Genomic DNA, 19,875 nt, shown 5'->3' with positions numbered 1-19,875 from the left:
TATGCCTCAAGCGACCGCTGCGACCGAATCCCGGCATTACGACCTGATCATCATCGGCTCCGGCGCGGGCGGCGGCACCCTGGCCTATGCCCTGGCCAATACCGGCAAGAAAATCCTGATCCTCGAACGCGGCCAGGAACTGCCGGTTGAGCCGCAGAACTGGGATTCAAAAGCTGTCTTCATCGACCACCGCTACCGCACCAAGGAACAATGGCTCGACAAGGCCAACAAGCCTTTCACGCCCAATACAAACTATTGGGTCGGCGGCAACACCACCTTCTATGGCGCCGCCCTGATGCGCATGAAAAAACGCGACTTCGAGTCGGTCGAACACTCGGATGGCCTGTCGCCGGCCTGGCCGCTCTCCTACGCCGACTTCGCGCCGTGGTATGACAAGGCCGAGGCCCTGTGGCGCGTTCATGGCGAGCGCGGCATCGACCCCAATGATCAACCGGACGATCCGCCCTTCCCATACCCACCGCTGATGGACGACCCCGGCGTCGCCAAACTCAAACAGCATTTTCAGGATATCGGCTGGCATCCCTCGCCCTTGCCGCTGGGTATCAACCGCGACGACGCCAATCCCCTGACCTCGCATTGCGTCCGCTGCACCACCTGCGGCGGTTATCCCTGCCTGCTCAAGGCCAAGAGCGATGCCCGCAGCATCGTCATCGATCCGATCCGTAACCTGCCGAACGTGACGATTCTGACTGGCCATAAGGTCAAGCGCATCGAAGCGCACGGCAAATCAGTCACCGGTGTGGTGACAGAAAACGAAAGCGGCACCCTGCAAACCTTCGCCGCCGACCTCTATGCCCTGTCAGCCGGCGCCGCCAACAGCGCCGCCATCCTGCTGCAATCGGAAAGTGCGTCGCACCCCAATGGCCTCGCCAACAGTTCCGGACTGGTGGGGCGTAACTATATGTTCCACACCACCTCGGCGGTCATTTCGATCATGGCCGACCATTTCGATTCGACCTTCCCCAAGACCTTCGCGGTCAATGATTTCTATTTCGGCGCGCCCGATTATCCCTACCCGATGGGCCAGATCCAGTTACTGGAATATATGTCCGGCCAGACCCTTGAAGGCCAGATATCAGATATCATCCCGCCGGCCCTGCTTCCCGATTTCCTGACCAACGACCTCGCCCGCCATATGGTCGCCTTCCTGACCATGACAGAGGACCTGCCACGCGAGGAGAACCGTGTCACCGTCACTGAAACCGGCCAGATCAAACTGACCTACACGCCGAACAACCTGCCGGCCCACCTGAAACTGACGCAAAAGCTCGAACACGCTCTGAAGAGCTTTTCCCTGCGCCAGCACACGCTGTTTGAGCCGCACTTCCAGATCGATTCCTTGCTGCCGCTTTACGGCACGGCGCACCAGTGCGGCACACTTCGCTTCGGTCGCGATCCCTCGACCAGTGTGCTCGACATCAACTGCAAGGCGCACGATCTCGACAACCTCTATGTCGTCGACACGTCCTTCTTCGTCTCCAGTTCGTCAGTCAACCCGACCCTGACTGCGGTGGCGAATGCGCTCAGGGTTGGAGAGCATTTGAAGGAACGGATGGTCTAGTCGCGCAACTCCGCCACCATATCGACCAACAGGTCCAAATCCTGCGGTCGTGACAGACGATGGTCACCATCCTTGATCAAATGGATATGCGCATCCGGCGTCGTGACCGTTTCCAGCAGGCGCAGGCCATGTTGCCAGGGCACCACGTCATCCTTCATCCCGTGCAGGATACGCACCGGCCCCTCAAACGGGATCGCCGCGTTCAATACCTCGTGATCCGCCGCCTCAGCGAAAAAGGCCTGCGACAACGGCACCGGCCGATCATAGCCCGGCATCATATGGACGCCGGACACCTCAAGCTGGCGACGTTCCTTCGGCGACAATGACGGCAGCATCAGGGCCGTGGCGAAATCGGCCGCTGGCGCCAGAAAGCCCGCCGCCTTGATGCGATCCGGCCGCGCCTTGATCAGCAGCGATAGTATATGCCCGCCCATAGAGGAACCGACCGCCACCACAGGGCCTTGCGTCAGATGATCGAGAACCGCCAGCGCATTGCCAAGCCAGCGCCCGACGCGCGCTTCATTGAAATCACCACCGGTTTCCCCATGCGCGAAATAGTCGAAACACAGGCAATCCCAGCCGCGCGCCCTGGCCTCTTCGGTCAGGCGCGTGATCTTGCTGCCGGTCATATCGGACAGAAAGCCACCCAGCCACAGGACGGTCGGCCCCTCGCCCCGGACGCGCCGATAAGCGAGGTGGTCGCCCTGCGGTGTATCCAGCCATTCGGCAGGCTCTTGAACAGAAGGTATATCCATGCGCATTGCCTACTCTATATTTTACGTTTTCCGCCTCTCATCTTCAATTTGCGAACCAAATTGAAGATGAGAGACTTTGGTGATTTAAAAGACGTATTGCCACTTTTTCGCTGGAATTTGCGTTATGATAAAATGGCTTAACCGCGCCGTATCCCTCCCGCAAGAGTCTTGATGCCCAAATCCACCTTCTCAGCCAGCGTTTTGCAGGTCGTCCCCGAACTCGATACCGGTGGCGTCGAGCAGACCGTGGTCGATATCAGCGAGGCGATCATCGCGGCCGGCGGGCGCTCGATCGTCGCCACGAAGGGTGGGCGGTTGGAAGACAGACTGCTGAAAAAAGGCGCCACGGTCATTCACCTGCCAGTCCACAGCAAGAACCCGTTCGTGCAGTGGCAGAATTACCAGGCGCTCCGCCGCCTGATCCGGCGTGAAAGCATCGATATCGTTCACGTCCGTTCGCGGGCGCCGGCCATGGCCGCCATCAAGGCTGCGAAAGCCGAGGGCGTCCGCAGCGTCGCCACCTATGCCGGCATCTATAACGCCAAATCGGCCCTGAAACGCTGGTACAACAGCCAGATGACCCGCGCCGACACGATCATCGCCAATTCGGATTTCACCCGCGCCCATATCCTGAAAGCCTATCCGAAGGTCTCGCCGGAAAAGGTGATCGACATCCCGCGCGGCATCGATATGAAGCGTTTCGATTCCGAGGCCTTCGATGTCCGCAAGATCATGAAACTTGAACAGGAATGGGGTGTGCTGTCCGGCGACGGCCGTATCCGTTTTCTGCTGGCCGGCCGCCTGACCAAGTGGAAAGGCCAGGCGCTGATCGTCGAGGCCGCCAATATGCTGCGCCATGAGGATATCGACAATTTCCTGATCGTCATGGTCGGCGATGACCAGGGCCGTAGCGACTATACCAAGGCGCTCAGGGACAGCATCCACAAATACGGCCTTGAGGAACGGGTCAAACTTGTCGGCCATTGCGCCGACATGCCCTCGGCCTATACCGCCTGTCATTATGCGCTGGCCCCTTCGCTCGAACCGGAAGCTTTCGGCCGTACCGCCGTCGAGCCGCAAGCCATGCAACGTCCGCCGCTGGCCTCCGACCATGGCGCCACGGTCGAGACCGTTCTCCCCGGTGAGACGGGCTGGCTGGTCAAGCCGGGTGACGCCCATGCCTGGGCCGACGCCATGAAGGCCGCCATCGCCTTGCCGGAACACGATCGATTCGAGATGGGCCACCTTGGTCGTGAACACGTCAAAGACCAGTACAGCCTGCCTTTGATGTGCGAACGCACCCTTGATGTTTACCGCACATTGCTTACATAGACACTTGCGCGGCTCAAATCCCGAAATATAAGCGGCTATTTAACCTTTCCGGTGCATAGGGGATTGAAACCAACCCCTTGTTTCGTCATAATCCGCGCAATTCGTATCAATAGACTCAGGAGAACGACCTATTCGTCGCCCAATCCAAACCCCGCCTCCCAAAGACGGCCCCCGAATCAATCAGGACATCAAAGTCCCTCGCGTCCTGTTAATCGACGCCGCCGGCGAGAAGCAAGGCATCATGCCGACCTCCTCCGCCCTGGAAGCCGCTGAAGAAGCCGGTCTGGACCTCGTCGAAGTGTCTCCCACCGCTGACCCGCCTGTCTGCAAGATCCTCGATTACGGCAAGTACCGTTTCCAGGAACAGAAGAAAAAGGCCGAGGCGCGCAAGAAGCAGAAGGTCGTCGAAATCAAGGAAATCAAGCTTCGCCCCAATATCGATATCCACGATTATGAGGTGAAGGCCAAGGCGATGACGCGCTTCTTCGAAGAAGGCGACAAGGTCAAGGTAACGCTCCGCTTCCGCGGCCGTGAAATGGCGCACCCCGAACTGGGCATGAAACTGCTCAACAAGGTGAAAGCTGATTTCGAGCCTACCACCAAGGTCGAATACGAACCGAGGATGGAAGGCAAGCAGATGATCATGATTTTAGCGCCCAAATAGGCACCTGATCCTTCACAAGAAGCCCCGCCCGCGCGGGGCTTTTTTGTGGTATCTTTCTTGTACCTCCCCGACTTGTTCGGGGTTTGGCGTCAGCGAAAGTACAGCTTTCGCAAGCCATGGAACCGACGCGCTCTTGTGCGTTGGTGGTGGGGTATCTTACTTACTTTGCAGACCAGCCTTACTTTGCAGACCAGCCATTGAAAGACCCGCCATGACCCGCTTCCTCAAATTTGACCGTTCGACGGTCACACCGGAACACGAGCGTCCCAAACCAGAGCGCTTGATCAACGGCGACCCGCAGTTCACCTCCTGGCTGCTGGAAACCACACCGGACGAAAAAACCTATGCCGGTTACTGGGCCGCTACGCCGGGCACATGGCGCGTCAGTTACGACGAATGGGAATATTGCACCATCCTTGAAGGCCACGCCATCGTCACCGAAGACGGACAACCGCCGGTAACGCTGAAAGCCGGCGATCATATCGTCTTTCGCAATGGCTATCAGGGTCAGTGGCAGGTCATCGAACCGGTGCTGAAAACCTTTGTGATCATTCTGCCGTAACCTGCCGCCTTTTCAGCAGGGTGGACGGCGAGAACCCAGTGATCAGGGCGGTGCCGGTAATGATCAGGATACCGCCGATTACGCTGATCCAGCCGACGTGCTCATGCAGAATCAGGCTGCCCCACAGCACCCCGAAAACCGGCACGAGGAAGGTCACGGTCGTAGCCGGAGCGGCGCCGATCTCGTCGATCAGTTTGAAATAGAGCACATAGGCGATGCCACTGCACACGATGCCGAGCATCAGCACGCAAATCACCACCCAGATATTCGGCACAGATAGCGCCGGAAAGAATGGCGTGGCCGGCGCCACCATCAGGGTCGCGGCCCACATGCTGCCATGCGCATTTGCAAAGGCGTCGACGCTTTTCGCCACCTTGGAATAGAGTGCGGCGACAGCGTAACAGGCCGCCGCGACCAGACCGGCGCCGACACCCAACAAGGCCGTCGGCGACAACTGCCCACCATCAAGTCCGACCAGCACGGCCACGCCCGTAATCCCCAGCGCCAGCCCGGCGAGGGTCTTGAGTGACAGGGGGTTGCGCAGCCAGATCGCCCCAAACACCGCGCCCCAGATCGGCGTCGTAGCGTTCAGCACCGACATCAGCGAGGCCGGCAGGCTTTTGGCCGCCCAGGCGAACAGCAGGAAGGGCACCGCCGTATTGAACAGGCCGAGGATGACGAAATGCTTCCAGTCGGATTTTAGATCGAGCTTTTTCTTCCACAACAACGCCAACGCGAGCAGGAACACCGCCGCCAATGCCACGCGCAACTGGATTAGCAGGACCGGCCCCAGCACCGGCGCCGCGATGCGCATGAACAGGAACGATCCACCCCAGATCGCCGCCAGTCCGATCAGTTTGGCAAGGCTGGATAGAGGCATGATGGAGCTCCTTAAAGGCTATCGCTTCGATATGCCATGAAATAGGAAGCGCCTCTCTCCGTTTCTTGCGATCAGCGTTGGTTTGTCAGGATTGCTGCGCCATTTGGCGGTTTTGTTACGCCAAGGCCACATCTTGCAGGCCATGAGACCTGAGCAACCTGATAGCCCCGCCTAACGCAGCGCCAATGGTTGAGCAAAGCGATGTTCGCCAGGCAGGTCGAGCGTTTGCAAATCCTGGCTGACCACGGTCCGGCCCGCCACCTTGATTTGCAGCGACAGGCTGCACGTGCCCGAACCGGCCGACACCAGCTTTGACTCGCTGATCGTCAGTTCGACGCCCTTGAAATTGCCCGCCAGACTCAAACCGATATCGAGGGCAAAGCTTTTTTCACTGCCGAGATCGACCGTGACCGCCGGCTGCATATCGCGTTCTATGCTGTGCGCGCCCAGTTTCAGAATCACCGGTTTGCCCGTCGCCTTATCGGCATTGCGGCAGGCGCGGATATCACGGGCGGTACACCAGCCATCGGCGAGCAGGGCCAGCGGGTCGAAATGCAGACAGGCCATGACCGCGCGGATGATCGCGCCGCGCAGAATGGGCGTTGCCATCACAAGGTTACGCAACACACGATCCTTATCGATCGCCCCGGCCAGCTGCTTTTCGATATCGACGCGCGTTGGACCATCAAGCAGGTCGTCAAGCCATAGGGCCTCTGCTGTCAGGGTCATTGGCCGCCCTCCTTGCCGACGATCAGCGGACCGTTTGCATTCAGACGGCCAGGGCCATATTCGAGACGCGCCGTGACCTTGGGTACGCGTTCATAACCGTATTCCGGCCGGCTGCGCCTGCCGCGTAAGGTCAGGATGAGGCCGATTCCAAACACCACGATGCTCAACAACGCCCACAAAAGGCCGGGCCGCCGAAGATAGGCCAATGATGGCAACTGTATACGCGGCAATAAAGCAGACGCCGCAGGAGTTTCCGAAGCGGCTACAAATTCCGTTATTTCAATCGGCGCCTCTGATACGCTGGAAGCGGAAGCCACGTCCGGCGACGCCTGTTGCGGTTGCGTGGTTTCCGCAACCACGGGGGTCTCGGTTTCGACCGGCGCAACCGCGCCCGCCGGCGCTTCCGGCTTCACCGACGGACCAACCGCTACGTTCAGAGCCAGTTGTCCGCCTGCCGCGAGAGGCTCCCCCGCCGCCGGCGTTTGTTCAAGAATGGTGCTGGTGGCTTCGCTGCCGGGCGTCTTGGTCAGGGCCGGAAATATCGAGAAATACCGCACCAACGGTACGGCGACCTCATCATAACGGCAACCCACCAGGTTCGGCGCCACCTGCTTTGCCGCCGCCGCCCGGATGACCGACGGCGCGCACGACCGCGATGTCTGCGCCGATGCGGAAACAGGCACGCTCAGCATGGCACAGACGCATAGTACCTGAAAAACAAAGGGCCTCATGATATCCCCCTACATGCGGCATTCTTGCGGCATAACGCCGTTTTAGCATTAATTATACACAGGCGCCAGCAGGCGTTAACCATTTGCAATCAGTGGGGCGCAGCCGCCACAGCCGGGAATTTTCGTTTCCCGATATTTCAAACCTTCACACATTGCTGATGAGCCTCAGATTCTTGAGATCAAGGGTTGCAACAGGGGGGGATAGCCTCTAAAGCACCCGCTTAGCCATAAAACACGCTGAGCCCGCAGTGGCTCGCTTCTCCGTAAGGACTGTGATCTGTCACAGCCCGAACTTTACTTGCGCCCCATTCCTGATGGGTGTTGCGCGAACCGAAAGAGTGACGATGCCCAAACGCACAGATATCAAGTCCATTCTCATTATCGGCGCAGGCCCTATTGTGATCGGCCAGGCCTGTGAGTTCGATTATTCCGGCGTGCAGGCCTGCAAGGCCCTGCGCGAGGAAGGCTACCGCATCATCCTGGTCAATTCCAATCCGGCGACGATCATGACCGATCCGAACATCGCCGACGCCACCTATATCGAGCCGATCACTCCGGAATTTGTTGAGAAGATCATTGCCAGGGAGCGCCCGGACGCGCTGCTGCCCACCATGGGCGGCCAGACCGCGCTCAACACCGCCCTGGCGCTCGATGCTTCCGGCGTGCTCAAGAAATACAATGTCGAGATGATCGGCGCCAAGGCCGAGGTCATCGACAAGGCCGAAGACCGCCAGAAGTTCCGCGACGCCATGGATAAGCTCGGCTTAGAATCGGCCAAGTCGGCCGTCGCCCACACCTGGGAAGAAGCTGTGGCCGGTCTCGAAGCCATCGGCGGCCTGCCGGCGGTTATCCGCCCGTCCTTTACCCTGGCCGGCACCGGCGGCGGCATTGCCTACAATCAGGAAGAATTCAAGGATATCGTCACCAACGGTCTCGACCTCTCCCCCACCAGCGAAGTGCTGATCGAGGAATCTATTGTCGGCTGGAAAGAATACGAGATGGAGGTGGTGCGCGATACCGCCGATAACTGCATCATCGTCTGCTCGATCGAAAACGTCGATCCGATGGGCGTGCACACCGGCGACTCGATCACCGTCGCCCCGGCGCTTACGCTCACAGATAAAGAATACCAGATCATGCGTTCGGCCTCGCTGGCCGTGCTGCGCGAGATCGGCGTCGAGACCGGCGGCTCGAACGTTCAGTTCGCGCTGAACCCGAAAGACGGCCGCATGATCGTCATCGAAATGAACCCGCGCGTCTCGCGCTCTTCGGCGCTGGCATCGAAGGCCACCGGCTTCCCGATCGCCAAGATCGCCGCCAAGCTGGCCGTCGGCTATACGCTCGACGAACTGCAAAACGACATCACCAAGACGACGCCAGCCTCCTTTGAGCCGTCGATCGATTACGTCGTCACCAAGATTCCGCGCTTCGCCTTCGAGAAGTACCCTGGCTCCGAGCCCCTGCTTGGCACGTCGATGAAGTCGGTCGGTGAGGTCATGGCCATCGGGCGGACGTTTGCCGAATCGATGCAGAAGGCCCTGCGCGGCCTGGAAACCGGTCTTTCCGGCTTCGATGACATTGAGATCACCGGCGTGAAAACGGCCGAAAACCCTGACGCCATCCGCGACGCTGTCATCCGCGAACTCGGCCGCCCGACGCCCGACCGCATCCGCGTCATCGCGCAGGCCTTCCGTCACGGCCTGTCAGTCGAGGACATCCATGCCGCCTGTGACTACGAGCCGTGGTTCCTGCGTCAGATTGAAACCATCGTCTCCGAAGAGGCCAAGATCGGCGCGCTCGGCCTGCCGACCTCGGCCACGGCCTTCCGTACGTTGAAAGCCATGGGCTTCTCGGATATCCGCCTGGCCAAGCTGACCGGCAAGACCGAAAAAGAGGTCCGCGCCCTGCGTCAGGAGTTGAACGTCCGTCCGGTCTTCAAGCGCATCGATACCTGCGCCGCCGAATTCGCCTCCAGCACCGCCTACATGTATTCGACCTATGAATCGGGCGCGCTCGGCCAAATTCCGGAATGTGAAGCCGAGCCGTCGGATCGCGCCAAGGCCATCATTCTCGGCGGCGGCCCCAACCGGATCGGCCAGGGCATCGAGTTCGACTATTGCTGCTGTCACGCCGCCTTCGCCTTCAAGGACATGGGCATCGAGGCGATTATGGTCAACTGCAACCCCGAAACCGTCTCGACCGACTACGATACCTCCGACCGCCTCTATTTCGAGCCGCTGACGGCCGAAGATGTGCTGGAACTGATCCACGTCGAGATGTCGAAGGGCGATCTGCGCGGCGTCGTCGTGCAGTTCGGCGGCCAGACCCCTCTGAAGCTCGCCCAGGCGCTCGAAGATGAGGGTATCCCCATCCTCGGCACCTCGCCGGACGCCATCGACCTGGCCGAAGACCGCGAGCGCTTCCAGCACCTGCTGCGCGATATCGACCTCAAGCAGCCGATCAACGCCATAGCCCGCACGCCGGAAGAAGCCTTCAAGGGCGCCCATGAGGTCGGCTACCCGATCGTCATCCGTCCGTCCTATGTGCTGGGCGGCCGCGCCATGGAAATCATCCGCGACGACGAACAACTGACGCGCTATGTCCGCGAGGCCGTGCAGGTGTCGGGCGACTCGCCGGTGCTGATCGATCAGTACCTGTCGGCCGCCATCGAAGTCGACGCCGACGCCCTGGCCGATGGCTCAGGTAATGTCTTCGTGGCCGGCATCATGGAACATATCGAGGAAGCCGGCGTTCACTCCGGCGATTCCGCCTGTTCGCTGCCGCCCTTCTCGCTCCAACCGGCAACCATTGTCGAACTGGAACGCCAGACGGTCGAACTGGCCCGCGCGCTCAAGGTGCGCGGCCTGATGAACGTCCAGTTCGCCATCCTGCAACCCTATTCCGAAAATCCGGAAATCTTCGTGCTCGAAGTCAATCCGCGCGCCTCGCGCACCGTGCCCTTCGTCGCCAAGACGCTGGGCCAGCCGCTGGCCGGCATCGCCGCCAAGGTCATGGCGGGCGTGCCGCTGGCCGACTTCCATCTCAAGCCGAAGACCTACAGCCACGTCGCGGTGAAAGAGGTCGTCTTCCCGTTCGCCCGCTTCGCTAATGTCGATACGGTGCTTGGGCCTGAAATGCGCTCGACCGGCGAGGTCATGGGCCTCGACTGGGTGCGCGACGGCGAAGGCATGAGCCATGCCTTCGCACGCGCCTTCGCCAAGGCGCAACTCGGCGCCGGCGTGCGCCTGCCGACCGCCGGCAAGGTGTTCGTGTCGGTCAAGGACATGGACAAGCCGACCATTGTCGAGTCGATTCGCACCCTGCTCGACCTCGGCTTCAAGGTCGTCGCCACCGGCGGCACCGCCGATTACCTGAAAGCCCAGGGCCTCGCTATCGAACCGATCAAGAAGGTGCTTGAGGGCCGTCCGAACATCCTCGACGCCATCAAGAACGGCGAGATCGACCTGGTGTTCAACACCACTGAGGGCAAGCAGTCGCTGGCGGATTCGTTCTCGCTGCGCCGCGCTACCCTGATGCAGAAGATTCCGTACTACACCACGGCTTCGGGTGCCGTTGCCGCCACCCACGCCATTAAGTCCGGCGCCAACGAACTGCTCGATGTCCGCCCGATTCAGGAATATGCCTAGACGCATGAACCCGCGGCGATCCTGAAATCGCCGCGGGTTCAAATCCGACGTGAAATGATCAGGGCAGGACTTTCACCGTCACCCGCTTATAACGCGTCAAAGGTGGCGTACCCTTGTCCGTTACACGGACAATAAATTCCGCCGTTTCCGGCCGGGTGACGGTCGCGCCGTCAACCCAGACGCCCTGAATGTCCTCCGCAGACATTTTCATCACTGTCTTGATTGTGCCGGCTTCGGGATACTGAAACCAGAGATAGGTCAGGCTGTCGCCATCGGGATCGGTCGTTCCTTTGGCGCTGAGCGCGAAGCCCTGACCGGATTTCACTGTCAGGACTTCAGGTACATCGAGGCGCACGACGGGCGGATGGTTCGTTTCCTTTAAAGGTTTCGTTGTCCATGCCATGCGCGCGGCGAAATCGTTCTGGAAATCATCCCGCCAGCGCCACAGGCTGACCTTGTCGCCTGAAAACGTCTTGCTGCCGAAATGTATGGCCCGGTTGTATTCACCCTTTTCCGGCGGCGCATAGTCGTCGCTCGCATTGGTCCAGATGGGTCGCGTTTCCGGCATATAAGGCACGCCCCCCGGCATATTCCCCGCCGCATCGGCATAGGGCTGCGGCTTATAAAGTTCATAACGGCCGCCCCAGCCCCCTCTGTCCGGATGCTCAGGTTCATTCAATCCATTGGGGATGAGAGACAGGAAGGAGGGCGTATCGCCTTCCATGCCATAGCCGACATCGGGATAGATGGCGCCCAGCGGGCCATGCCCCTGCTGGATATTATCCGCCAGCCATTTATTGCTGATAGTTGTGTTATCTATGCCGGGAATGACCGAGTTGATCGCTATCCAGGTCGATGCGCCATAGTCGCCGGGGCTGATGATATAGAACAGGTCAGGGAAATTCGTCCGGATCCACGTACCCGAATCGTCCTGGTCGGAGATGGTATGAACCCTGAGTTTGGCGATAAGCCTGACTGCTTCGGCTTCGCTCATGGTGTGCTTAATCTTGTAGAGCGCCTGAGCCAAAGTATTGGTGCCGCCCCAGGCCGTAACCCAGACCGGGCGGTCGTCCTTTTCCTGCAACACCTGGATGATGCGGTCAGAACCGGGCGAATCCCTGCCTTCGCCGACGCCGGCCATGCCATATACCGGCAGCCCCTGACGGACGACCGAGAGCAGGTCTTTCGCCTGCGGATAGCCCTTGTCATGCAGAAGCAGATTGTCCCGGACCTGACCATAGGCGCCGATTACCTCACGAACGGACTGCGGATTGATAGTGGCTTTCATCCAGACGGAGGTGGTCGCTATCAGCCCCTCGATATCGATCTCGTTTGAATAGAGCATGAGACGGACAAGCGATTCCGTATCGTCCGGATCGGCGCCGACATCGGTGAGCACAATCAGCCGCTGTTTGCCGGTCTCCGCCGGGGCATTCGCCGCTACCGTTGCCGCCTGAGCCGCCTGGGCCAGAGGCAGGATTGATCCGGCCAGCCATACCGACAGGGCAAGGGGTATGACGGTTGTTTTCCTAAGCATGTTATCGCTCCCATTTATGGGGCCAAGCTAATCTAAATGCACCATCATGCAAGCTCCCGTTTGTCTCGCCCTTGCCAGCTCGGTCATTCACAAAAATGCGGCCCTCTTAAAAAGCCCTTAAGGCTGACGGCATAAGGTGACGGGCGGGCACTTCAGGTGCCATCCTTTTGCGCAGGAGCCGGTCCATAGAAATCACGCCCGTCCCGTCCGTCAATGCCTCGCTGGCGCCACTGCGCGTGCAGCCGGTCACGGCCGCGCCAGACCGGATTTTGCCGGATAGCCGCTACGCCACCGCCTTTTCACTCAATCAGGCGCAATTTAACGCCCTGACCGCCTTCCTCGGCAGCGCCGAAGCCGGCACGCAGCTCGATAAACGCCTGAAAGCCATGCAGACCCTGCGCGGTCTGGCGGCGCGCGGACAGTTGCGCGGTATCGATTCCAGAAACGCCCGCCTGTTTCATCAGTTGACGGATCAAAGCGATCTCGGCCAGCGCGAAGCCGCCATCCAGCAGGATGAGGTCGCCGCCATCACGGCCGCCCTCGCCCACCAGACGCCACCGGCCCAGGCACAACTGGCCTTCTTCGATCATCTGTCTGCGGATGATCAGGCGATCCATTTCGAGCTGAACATCAATGCGGTCAATATGCACGGTTTCCAGCGCTACAATTCGCTCGACGCCTACCGCCGCAAGCTGGCCGCTGACGCCGCACAGGCTTCCATGACGGCCCTGCCACCGGCGGCGCTCACGTCAAGCGTCATCTGACCCCGTAACAAAAAGTCACCGATCACACGCTTGTGAAGCCCGCCAAATGCGTTATGATTGCGCTGCAAAAAATTGCCACCTGAAGCGCCATTTCGCCGTAAAAAAGTCACGCGATGACGGCAAATGCTGGGCACTATTGATGCACGCATAACCGCCCTTACCTTGAGTTTAAGACACAATGACCTTGCCGAACTGGCTCCGTCCCGGCCTGCTATACGCGAAACTCGAACAGACCCCGCCCGCCGTCTGGACCGGCCTGCACCGCGGCCTGTGCGTCATCGCGCCGCTTCTGCTGTTCGCCGCCTTTTTCGACGTCAATGTCGTCAATCCGACGCGCATCGGCTGGCTGATGGAGCATGACTGGGGCCAGCATGTGCTGGGCTGGAACGCCTGGCGCCGGATGCCTTGGTCAAGCTTCAACCACGAAAACCTGCTCGGCGCCCCGGTCGGCAACACCATTTTCTCGACCGACTCGAACCCACTGTTCGCCTTTATTTTCAAGCCATTCCGCCAGTGGCTGCCGGACAATTTCCAGTATATCGGCCTGTGGTTCCTGTTCTGCGTAGTGATGCACTTCACCTTCGCCTACAAACTGATCCGCCCGCACGCGCCAGGTCGTTGGACCGCGGTCGGCGGCGCCATCGCGCTTTCGGCCCTGCCGATGCTCTATTACCGGATGCGCCACGATACCCTGGTGGCGCAATGGCTGATCCTGTGGGGCCTGCACCTCTTCATCAACATCAAGGACGACACCCTGCCCGAAGGCAGCGGTTTGAAATTCGTCCTGAACTGGTTCAAAAACGGCCCAAAAATGCGCGGCTGGTGCGCCCTGCTGTTCGTCACCGGCATGGTCCACCCTTACCTGTTATTCATGATCGCCGCCATCTGGGGCGGTGACTGCATCAAGCGTTTTTTCAGCGGCCTGCACATCGCCGATCGTCGGCTGCACGCCGACTGGAAGACCCTGCTCGACGCCGTGATCCGCGCCATCCCGCCGCTCGCCCTCGCTATTCTGGCCCTCTATATCGGCGGCAGCTTCAACAAGGGCATGAGTCCCGGCGCCGGCGGTTATGGCTACTATTCCTTCCCGCTCGATGGCTGGTTCAATCCGGTCAAGCCGGAATTTTCCGCCGTGCTCAAGGCGTGGCCGCTCGATGGCGGTCAAGCCTTCGAAGGCTATCAGTATCTCGGTTTCGGCCTGATCGTGCTGGTGATCGCCGCCGTCGTGCTCTACATCACCACGCCGGAAGCCAAGGCCTCGCGCGGCTTCATCGCCCGTCTGCGCCCGCTGGCCATCCCCTTTCTGCTGCTGTTGCTGATCGCCGCGTCCAATCACGCCCAGTTCTACGGCTACGACATCTGGAAGTTCAAACTGCCTGACGAACTGCGCAACCCGGCGGCCATCCTGCGCGCCTCCGGCCGCCTGACCTGGCCGATCACCTACCTGCTGGTCGCCACCGCGCTCGTCGTCCTGTTCGAGAGCCGCCCCAGGGCCATCGCCATCCTGCTGCCGCTTGTGCTGGTCGTGCAGGCCTATGATATCGCAGGCATGTCGAAGGCCATGCGTCAGGCCACCAGCCTCGCCAGTTCGGACCAGATCTATTACGAAACGCCCAGCCCGGAATGGAACCAACTGGTCACCGACTCCAAAGGCGTCGATTTCTACCCGGCCAACGTCCATATGAATGACAAGCTGTTCTATGAACTGACCTGGCGCGCCACCTCGCAGGCCAAGCCGGTCAACACCATGTACGCCGCCCGCGAAAACCTGATCCAGATCGCCAACCAGGAAGCCGGCATGGATGCCTTCAAGCGCGGCGAGGTCAAGTCTGACCATCTGTTTGTCTTCCTCAAGCAGTGCGATGCCCCGCAGGAACTGTGGCCGCGCCTGCGCATGCTCGACGGCGTGTGGATCATTCCGCCAAAGGACAGCCATATCGACCTGCCGAAGCCCGAATGGTCGCCCCTGCGTTCGGAAGTGCGCTTCGGCTGGCTGGATCAGGGCACCTGCCTGCTCGATGAAAACTGGTCGCGTCCGGAATATGACGGCGTGTGGAGCGAAGGCCCGGCCGCCAACCTGCGCATCCCGATCAAACACGTTCAGTTCGATACGCCCAAGCCCAAGGAACTGGACATGACGATGAAGGCCAAGAGCCGCCAGCCGGTCCTGGTCAGCGTCTTCGTCAACGGCGTCAAGGTCGGCGAGGTCAATCTCAGCAACCATACCTCGATAAACACCCTGCCCCTGCCGGCCTCGGCCCTGAGCCGGGAAAACCTCAAGATTCGCTTCCTGGTCGAAGAGCCGGCGAAGGACGAGGATGAGATCGTCGCCACCAGGGCCGCAGAAAAATACAGTGGTCGCGGCGCCGCCTTCAAGGCAGCCAAGGCCGCCGCCGCTATTCCGGTGGATGCCCGCGCGCTCGGCATCAAGCTGATCGATATCAAACTGAGCGATCCAAATGCGCCGGTCCCCGCTCCACCGCTCGCAGGCTGAATCGGTCCGAAACCGCTTGATTACCGGCGGCCCTCGAAAGTTCTTTTAAATCACGGCAAATAGAACTATAAGGGCTGCCGGTTTCAATTTGTGCGCCGCATTATGCGGGCCGTTTGCAAGCCAATCATCGCCGATATTCGTCCTGACCGGTTGTTGTCCCCCTCAACCGACGTCAGGATTTTTGTTATTCCTCAGGGCGGAAATAAAGATTTTAATCGACATGGAAAAAGTGCCGATGACCGTCGCGGGCTATCAGGTTCTCGACGATGAACTGAAACGTTTGAAGTCGATCGAGCGCCCCAGCGTGATCGCGGCCATTTCGGAAGCGCGCGAACATGGCGACTTGTCGGAAAATGCCGAGTATCATGCCGCCAAGGAGCGGCAGGGCTGGGTCGAAGGCCAGATTGCCGATATCGAGGACAAGATCAGCCGCGCTCAGGTGATCGACGTCTCCAAGCTGTCAGGCAGTAATATCAAGTTCGGCGCCACGGTCACCGTGGTCGACGAAGACACCGAGGAAGAAGGCCGCTACCAGGTGGTCGGCGATCACGAGGCGGACGTGAAATCGGGCAAGATTTCGCTCTCGTCGCCGTTGTCGCGCGCCATGATCGGCAAGGAAGTCGGCGATGTCGTCGAGGTACCTACGCCCGGCGGCGTCAAGGCTTATGAAATCCTCAAGGTTGAATGGCTCTAACGTCATTTCCAAAAATTTTGCTGCTATGCAGCATTCCTTTTGGAGTCTATAAATACAAGGACTTGCAGGGGCTCGCCAATTTCGGCAATTCCCGGCAAGTCTTTAGTGTTTGCTATGAACCGCCCGGCGAAGCCGCGTGGGGATGGGAGTGAGGAATGCCTCTGCCGCTCATAATCTGGGCCGTTTCCGACGGACGCGCGGGAATCGAAAACCAGGTTCTGGGACTGGCTGAAGCCGTGGCGCGGATCAGCCCGGCCAAGATCATCAAGAAACGCATCCGCTATACCGATTTTTTCGACCGCCTGCCCTCGGCGCTCAAGATTTTTCCCGACCGCATGTTGTCCCCCAGCAGCGATTCGCTCGAAGCGCCCTGGCCGGATATCTGGATCGCCGCCGGCCGCGCCACAATTCCGCACAGCAGTCGGATGCGCGGCCGTTCCAGAGGACAGACCTTTGTCGTCCAGCTTCAGGACCCGCGTCACAATCTGAACGCCTTCGATCTTGTCATCGCGCCGGAACATGATCACGTCGATGGCGGCCATACCCTGTCGATCATCGGTTCAACCAATCGCATCGAGGCGACCAAGCTTGCCAACGCGCACAAGGCCTGGCGCAACAAGCTGAAAGGCCTGCCAAAGCCGCGTGTCTGTGTGCTGATCGGCGGCCGCTCGAAAGCCTACGACCTGGATGCCGTCCATGCGCAGATACTGGCTGAGGAGGTGCGTGGCGCAATTCTTCAGGCCAGGGGTTCGGTATTGCTCACCGTCTCGCGCCGCACGCCGATCGAAGCCCGCGTGGTGATCGAGGACGCCCTGAAGGACCTACCGGGCCTTATTTATGACGGCCAGGGCGATAACCCTTACTTCGCTTTCCTAAAAGCCGCCGATCATTTCCTGGTCACCGAGGATTCGGTCAATATGGTCACCGAGGCCGCCGCCACCGGTAAGCCGATCCAGATTCTCAGCCTGGTACGTCGTGCGCTCAATACCGGTGAAAAGTTCGAGGATTTCCACGAGACCCTGCGCGCCAAGGGGATCACCCACCCTTTCAACGGCGTCCTGGCGGGCACACCCTATGCGCCGCTCGATGAAACACGCCGCGCCGCCGCACACTTGCTTGAGATGTATCACAATAAAAAATAGCCGGCGAAGCTCTCACGCTTCGCCGGCTATTTTTGAGGACGGGTTCGCTTTTAAACGCGGCGGCCCCGCACCATCCGGCCCAGCGCGATCAGGATACAGGCGCCGATAACGCCGGCGATCAGGTAGCCGATAACACCGCCGAAGCCGATGCCAAGCAGGGAAAAAAGGGCGTTGGCGATAATCGAACCGACGATACCCAGAATAATGTTCATCAAGAGGCCCTGATTGGACTTCATGATTTGCTCGGCGATCCAACCGGCGGCCGCCCCGACGATAATGGCCAGAAGCCAGCCAATTCCTTGTTCCTGCATGATATCACCTCTCTGATTGAAAAACCGCGAACAGCCTGCGGTTGGCAACCAGCCTAAACCGCCGTGAAAAGGTTTGGGATACGGGTTCGGCGGGAAACTTGTAAAATTTCGGAAAGGAACGAAGCGCTTTAAAAACCTTGGGAAAACCGGCGGCAGCGCGCAATTCCTGATGACAACGGGGCCATCACTACCTATCTAATGACCGTTAACTTTTTCGATTCCAGTCAGGTCTTCCCATGTCCGCATCTGCTCCCCGCCCCCTTCGCTGCGCCATCATCGGCACTGGCCCCGCCGGCTGGACCGCCGCCATCTATGCCGCGCGCGGCCTGTTGTCGCCGGTTATCTTCACCGGCCCGCAGGACGGCGGACAACTGACCATCACCACCGATGTCGAGAACTATCCCGGCTTTGCCGAGGTCGTTCAAGGCCCGTGGCTGATGGACCAGATGCGCGATCAGGCTGTGCATATGGGCACCGAAGTGATCGGCGAGATCGTGACGAAGGCTGACCTGTCTAAACGCCCGTTCCTGCTGGAAACCGAGAGCGGCGCGCAGTTCCTGGCTGAAACGGTCATCATCGCCACCGGCGCGCAAGCCAAATGGCTGGGGCTTGAGTCAGAAAAAACCTATCAGGGCTTCGGTGTTTCGGCCTGCGCCACCTGCGATGGTTTCTTCTATCGTAACAAGGTGGTGGCCGTCGTTGGTGGCGGCAATACGGCCGTCGAGGAAGCGCTGTTCCTCACCAAGTTCGCCTCGAAAGTCTATTTGATCCACCGCCGCGAAAACCTGCGCGCCGAGAAGATCCTGGTCGAGCGCCTGCTCAATGATCCGAAGATCGAACCGATCTGGAATGCCGCCATCGATGAAATTCTTGGCGAGACCAACGCATTCGGCGGCATGGGCGTCACCGGCGTGCGCTTGCAGGACGTCAACACGACCGAACACCGCGTTATTGATCTTGATGGCGTCTTCATCGCTATCGGCCACGCGCCTGCCTCATCGCTGTTCGAGGGGCAACTGGAAACCAAGCAAGGCGGCTATCTCGTCGTCGAACCCGGCACGCCCAAGACCTCGATCACCGGTGTCTATGCGGCTGGCGATGTCACCGATGACGTCTATCGCCAGGCCGTTACGGCCGCCGGCATGGGCTGCCAGGCGGCGCTGGAAGCCGTCCGTCTGCTGGCGGAAGAGGATCACCACCACGCCCTGCTCACCGCGAAAGAAATCGATGAAGATTTTTCGCACCTGACCCTTGAACAGAAAAAAGTCGCTACTAAATCATAAAGCGAAGGCGCCGCTGATCGGGCCTTCTTGGAAAACACATCGCCCATTTGGGGATGCAGATGTTTTTCAAAATCAAACCTTTACGGGTTATTTTGCAGCGTGTCTGCATGCCCGTAAGGCCTCGCTTTTTGAAGGAGAGCCCTATGCGTACCGCAATCGATTTTTCCCCCCTTTACCGTTCCGCCGTTGGCTTTGACCGTCTGGTCAACCTGCTTGACAGCGCCGCCCGCACCGAAACTGCGCCGGGCTGGCCCCCCTATAACATCGAGCGCCTGCCGACTGCTGAAGGCGAAGACCAGGGTGATTCCTACCGCATCGAAGTGGCGGTCGCCGGCTTCCGCCCCGACCAGCTCAATATCGAGGTGAAGGAAAATGTCCTGACAGTCACCGGCAAGAAGGACGACGACAGCGCAGCCCGTACCTTCCTGCATCGCGGCCTGGCCGAACGGTCTTTTGAGCGCCGCTTCCAGCTCGCCGATCATGTCAAGGTGACCGAAGCCGACCTCGCCAACGGCCTGCTCGCGATCACGCTCAAGCTCGAAGTACCGGAAGCCAAGAAGGCAAAGACCATTGCCATCAATACGGCGTCTAACGACTCTGCTGCGGTCCTGACCGCCGCCGAGTAAGATACCGCTTTCCGGGGATAGGCGTCTCCGGAGAGCACCTTGTTTCTCCCTGAACTGATGTGTGTTGCGCGGTCCCCCGATAGTGTGATCGCGCTTATGACCCCCGGCCCCTCTGATCTCCGCCTGCCATCCCTCGGGCGTT

At 59.8% G+C, this 19,875-nt stretch carries 17 protein-coding genes; 11 read left to right on the top strand and 6 right to left on the bottom strand.

Annotated elements, in window-relative coordinates; all coding sequences use genetic code 11:
• The first annotated feature begins 1 nt into the window (after window position 1).
• Window positions 2-1,582, top strand: a complete 1,581-nt coding sequence (locus VL130_RS16785) for a GMC family oxidoreductase (protein ID WP_325364639.1) — start codon at window positions 2-4, stop codon at window positions 1,580-1,582.
• Here VL130_RS16785 and VL130_RS16780 read toward each other — a convergent pair.
• On the bottom strand, window positions 1,579-2,337 hold the full coding sequence (locus VL130_RS16780) for an alpha/beta hydrolase (RefSeq protein ID WP_325364637.1): 759 nt from the start codon (window positions 2,335-2,337) through the stop codon (window positions 1,579-1,581). The two genes, VL130_RS16785 and VL130_RS16780, sit on opposite strands and share 4 nt — an antisense overlap.
• A gap of 171 nt (window positions 2,338-2,508) precedes the next feature.
• Between VL130_RS16780 and VL130_RS16775 the strand changes: the two genes are divergently transcribed.
• The 3 genes from VL130_RS16775 (at window position 2,509) to VL130_RS16765 (ending at window position 4,895) form a co-directional block, all read left to right on the top strand.
• Window positions 2,509-3,669 carry a glycosyltransferase family 4 protein gene (locus VL130_RS16775; RefSeq protein ID WP_325364635.1) on the top strand — a complete coding sequence of 387 codons (1,161 nt, stop codon included), beginning with the start codon at window positions 2,509-2,511 and terminating at the stop codon, window positions 3,667-3,669.
• Window positions 3,670-3,811: 142 nt separating this feature from the next.
• Entirely contained in the window at window positions 3,812-4,333 is a 522-nt protein-coding gene (gene infC / locus VL130_RS16770; RefSeq protein ID WP_026172629.1) for a translation initiation factor IF-3, read from the top strand.
• Window positions 4,334-4,544: 211 nt separating this feature from the next.
• Window positions 4,545-4,895, top strand: a complete 351-nt coding sequence (locus tag VL130_RS16765) for a cupin domain-containing protein (RefSeq protein WP_325364633.1) — start codon at window positions 4,545-4,547, stop codon at window positions 4,893-4,895.
• Here the strand turns inward: VL130_RS16765 and VL130_RS16760 are convergent.
• From VL130_RS16760 to VL130_RS16750, 3 genes are all read right to left on the bottom strand, one after another.
• Window positions 4,882-5,775, bottom strand: a complete 894-nt coding sequence (locus tag VL130_RS16760; RefSeq protein ID WP_325364631.1) for a DMT family transporter — start codon at window positions 5,773-5,775, stop codon at window positions 4,882-4,884. The two genes, VL130_RS16765 and VL130_RS16760, sit on opposite strands and share 14 nt — an antisense overlap.
• Window positions 5,776-5,946: 171 nt before the next feature.
• Entirely contained in the window at window positions 5,947-6,504 is a 558-nt protein-coding gene (locus tag VL130_RS16755; protein ID WP_325364629.1) for a hypothetical protein, read from the bottom strand.
• Window positions 6,501-7,235, bottom strand: a complete 735-nt coding sequence (locus VL130_RS16750) for a hypothetical protein (protein ID WP_325364627.1) — start codon at window positions 7,233-7,235, stop codon at window positions 6,501-6,503. The genes VL130_RS16755 and VL130_RS16750 overlap by 4 nt, the downstream gene beginning before the upstream one ends.
• A 344-nt stretch (window positions 7,236-7,579) precedes the next feature.
• Between VL130_RS16750 and carB the strand changes: the two genes are divergently transcribed.
• Entirely contained in the window at window positions 7,580-10,882 is a 3,303-nt protein-coding gene (gene carB, locus VL130_RS16745; protein ID WP_325364624.1) for a carbamoyl-phosphate synthase large subunit, read from the top strand.
• A gap of 58 nt (window positions 10,883-10,940) precedes the next feature.
• On the opposite strand, the gene VL130_RS16740 is transcribed toward carB, so the two are convergent.
• A complete protein-coding gene (locus tag VL130_RS16740; RefSeq protein WP_325364622.1) occupies window positions 10,941-12,419 on the bottom strand; it encodes a DUF1593 domain-containing protein in 1,479 nt (492 codons plus the stop codon).
• Between the two features lie 167 nt (window positions 12,420-12,586).
• Between VL130_RS16740 and VL130_RS16735 the strand changes: the two genes are divergently transcribed.
• From VL130_RS16735 to VL130_RS16720, 4 genes are all read left to right on the top strand, one after another.
• Window positions 12,587-13,183, top strand: coding sequence for a hypothetical protein (locus tag VL130_RS16735; RefSeq protein WP_325364620.1), 597 nt, complete (start codon window positions 12,587-12,589; stop codon window positions 13,181-13,183).
• A 178-nt stretch (window positions 13,184-13,361) separates the two neighbouring features.
• Window positions 13,362-15,677 carry a DUF6311 domain-containing protein gene (locus VL130_RS16730; protein WP_325364618.1) on the top strand — a complete coding sequence of 772 codons (2,316 nt, stop codon included), beginning with the start codon at window positions 13,362-13,364 and terminating at the stop codon, window positions 15,675-15,677.
• 220 nt (window positions 15,678-15,897) lie between these two features.
• Complete coding sequence (gene greA, locus VL130_RS16725) at window positions 15,898-16,371, top strand: transcription elongation factor GreA (protein ID WP_325364616.1); 474 nt, start codon at window positions 15,898-15,900, stop codon at window positions 16,369-16,371.
• Between the two features lie 155 nt (window positions 16,372-16,526).
• Window positions 16,527-17,513 carry a mitochondrial fission ELM1 family protein gene (locus VL130_RS16720; RefSeq protein WP_325364614.1) on the top strand — a complete coding sequence of 329 codons (987 nt, stop codon included), beginning with the start codon at window positions 16,527-16,529 and terminating at the stop codon, window positions 17,511-17,513.
• Between the two features lie 50 nt (window positions 17,514-17,563).
• Here VL130_RS16720 and VL130_RS16715 read toward each other — a convergent pair whose 3' ends face one another.
• A complete protein-coding gene (locus VL130_RS16715) occupies window positions 17,564-17,824 on the bottom strand; it encodes a GlsB/YeaQ/YmgE family stress response membrane protein (protein ID WP_325364612.1) in 261 nt (86 codons plus the stop codon).
• Window positions 17,825-18,060: 236 nt separating this feature from the next.
• On the opposite strand from VL130_RS16715, the gene trxB reads away from it, so the two are divergent.
• Together trxB and VL130_RS16705 are read left to right on the top strand one after the other, a co-directional pair.
• Complete coding sequence (gene trxB / locus VL130_RS16710; RefSeq protein WP_325364610.1) at window positions 18,061-19,107, top strand: thioredoxin-disulfide reductase; 1,047 nt, start codon at window positions 18,061-18,063, stop codon at window positions 19,105-19,107.
• Between the two features lie 143 nt (window positions 19,108-19,250).
• Window positions 19,251-19,733 (top strand): Hsp20 family protein, encoded by a 483-nt coding sequence (locus tag VL130_RS16705; protein ID WP_325364608.1) that lies wholly within the window; start codon window positions 19,251-19,253, stop codon window positions 19,731-19,733.
• The last annotated feature ends 142 nt before the right edge of the window (window positions 19,734-19,875 follow it).

This window comes from Asticcacaulis sp. (assembly GCF_035497195.1).
GTDB lineage: Bacteria > Pseudomonadota > Alphaproteobacteria > Caulobacterales > Caulobacteraceae > Asticcacaulis.
This window is presented reverse-complemented; position numbering and strand designations above follow the sequence as displayed.

Bases quoted from the DNA above. Each gene is read 5' to 3' on its own strand.
- VL130_RS16705 (WP_325364608.1), top strand. From the start codon at position 19,251: ATGCGTACCGCAATCGATTTTTCCCCCCTTTACCGTTCCGCCGTTGGC.
- VL130_RS16760 (WP_325364631.1), bottom strand. From the start codon at position 5,775: ATGCCTCTATCCAGCCTTGCCAAACTGATCGGACTGGCGGCGATCTGG.
- carB (WP_325364624.1), top strand. From the start codon at position 7,580: ATGCCCAAACGCACAGATATCAAGTCCATTCTCATTATCGGCGCAGGC.
- VL130_RS16730 (WP_325364618.1), top strand. From the start codon at position 13,362: ATGACCTTGCCGAACTGGCTCCGTCCCGGCCTGCTATACGCGAAACTC.
- VL130_RS16720 (WP_325364614.1), top strand. From the start codon at position 16,527: ATGCCTCTGCCGCTCATAATCTGGGCCGTTTCCGACGGACGCGCGGGA.
- VL130_RS16750 (WP_325364627.1), bottom strand. From the start codon at position 7,235: ATGAGGCCCTTTGTTTTTCAGGTACTATGCGTCTGTGCCATGCTGAGC.
- VL130_RS16785 (WP_325364639.1), top strand. From the start codon at position 2: ATGCCTCAAGCGACCGCTGCGACCGAATCCCGGCATTACGACCTGATC.
- VL130_RS16775 (WP_325364635.1), top strand. From the start codon at position 2,509: ATGCCCAAATCCACCTTCTCAGCCAGCGTTTTGCAGGTCGTCCCCGAA.
- VL130_RS16780 (WP_325364637.1), bottom strand. From the start codon at position 2,337: ATGGATATACCTTCTGTTCAAGAGCCTGCCGAATGGCTGGATACACCG.
- VL130_RS16715 (WP_325364612.1), bottom strand. From the start codon at position 17,824: ATGCAGGAACAAGGAATTGGCTGGCTTCTGGCCATTATCGTCGGGGCG.
- greA (WP_325364616.1), top strand. From the start codon at position 15,898: ATGGAAAAAGTGCCGATGACCGTCGCGGGCTATCAGGTTCTCGACGAT.
- VL130_RS16740 (WP_325364622.1), bottom strand. From the start codon at position 12,419: ATGCTTAGGAAAACAACCGTCATACCCCTTGCCCTGTCGGTATGGCTG.
- VL130_RS16765 (WP_325364633.1), top strand. From the start codon at position 4,545: ATGACCCGCTTCCTCAAATTTGACCGTTCGACGGTCACACCGGAACAC.
- VL130_RS16755 (WP_325364629.1), bottom strand. From the start codon at position 6,504: ATGACCCTGACAGCAGAGGCCCTATGGCTTGACGACCTGCTTGATGGT.
- trxB (WP_325364610.1), top strand. From the start codon at position 18,061: ATGTCCGCATCTGCTCCCCGCCCCCTTCGCTGCGCCATCATCGGCACT.